We start from the raw sequence: 1226 nt of genomic DNA on the forward strand, positions 1-1226 counted from the left end.
GCTGGGACGACACCGCGCGAATCTGGGACGCCACCACCGGACACCACCAGCTCACCCTCACCGGCCACACCAACACGGTGACCAGCGGCACGTGGAGCCCCGACAACACCCGCATCCTCACCACCAGTAACGACCGCACCGCGCGAATCTGGGACGCCACCACCGGCCGGCCGGTGGGCTGGTGGCTCGAGCAGCTCTCGGACAGTGAGCTGGCGCTCTGGTCGGCTGACGGGGATGAACTGCGTGGCGCCTCCGAGGGCTCATGGAGGTGGCTGGGTTGGCTGGTGCCGCGCGGCGGCCAACTGGTCCGATTGCCGGCCGAGACCTGGGGCCCGCTTCCGCCGCTGCCTCGGTCAGCCGCTCCGATGCCCTGACGCTCTGCCGCAACGAAGGTCGTACCGGCGAGGATGAGGTCCATGGCGCAGACACGGCTTCTCCTGATCTCCGGCAGCACCCGCGGCACGTCGACGAACACCGCCGCGCTGCGGACCGTCGTCGCGCTGGCGCCGGCCGGGACGGCGGCCGTCCTTTACGACGGCCTGGCCGACCTGCCGGCTTTCACTCCGGACGCTGACGATTCCGCGCCGCCGCCCGCGGTCGCCGCGCTGCGGGCCCAGCTCGCCGCGGCCGACGCGGTGCTGTTCTGCACGCCGGAGTACGCGGGTGCCCTGCCCGGCAGCCTGAAGAACCTGCTCGACTGGACCGTCGGCACCGGTGACCTCTACGACAAGCCCGCCGCCTGGATCAACGTCGCCGCCCCCGGCCGCGGCCTGGGCGCGCTCGCGGAGCTCGCCACCGTGCTGGGCTATGTCACTGTCGAGGTGATCGAGGCGGCATGCGTGGCGATCCCGGTGGCCCGCGACGCCGTCTCCGCGGACGGAACGGTGTCCGACGAGGCCGTCCGGGCCGCGCTCGTCGCCGCGTTGCGCGCGATCACCGATCATCTCGCGGCGCGGAACTCCGCGCCCCCGGCCGCCACGCCAGCCTGACCGTCCACCCCGCCCCTCTTCGCCGGATCGTCACCTCACGGTCGCGCTGCGTGCGATATCGTCCGCCATGGGTGCATTCGCCAGAGCGACGGCCGGGAGGAAACGATCAGCCCCTCCAGCCGCCGACGAAGCTTGGCCCCACCCAGGCGGCCAGCCCGAGCCGGATGCAGGCGGCAGGGCTGATCCGTGGCCGAGTTCGACAACCCGCGCCCGGCCGACGTCCCCGGCGGGGATGCC

Annotated in this window: 1 protein-coding gene and 1 pseudogene; both read left to right on the top strand. The window is 73.0% G+C overall.

What is annotated here, in order from left to right; genetic code table 11:
- A pseudogene (locus NBZ83_RS32210) lies at positions 1–374 on the top strand (hypothetical protein); the annotation flags it as partial.
- A gap of 42 nt (positions 375–416) precedes the next feature.
- Positions 417–989: an NADPH-dependent FMN reductase gene (locus tag NBZ83_RS32215; protein WP_261576521.1), complete on the top strand. Its 573-nt coding sequence runs from the start codon at positions 417–419 to the stop codon at positions 987–989.
- Positions 990–1226: the final 237 nt, after the last annotated feature.

This window comes from Frankia gtarii (assembly GCF_025403375.1).
Classification (GTDB): Bacteria; Actinomycetota; Actinomycetes; order Frankiales; family Frankiaceae; genus Frankia; species Frankia gtarii.

Coding starts and splice junctions, on each gene's coding strand:
- NBZ83_RS32215 (WP_261576521.1), top strand. CDS start 417: ATGGCGCAGACACGGCTTCTCCTGATCTCCGGCAGCACCCGCGGCACG.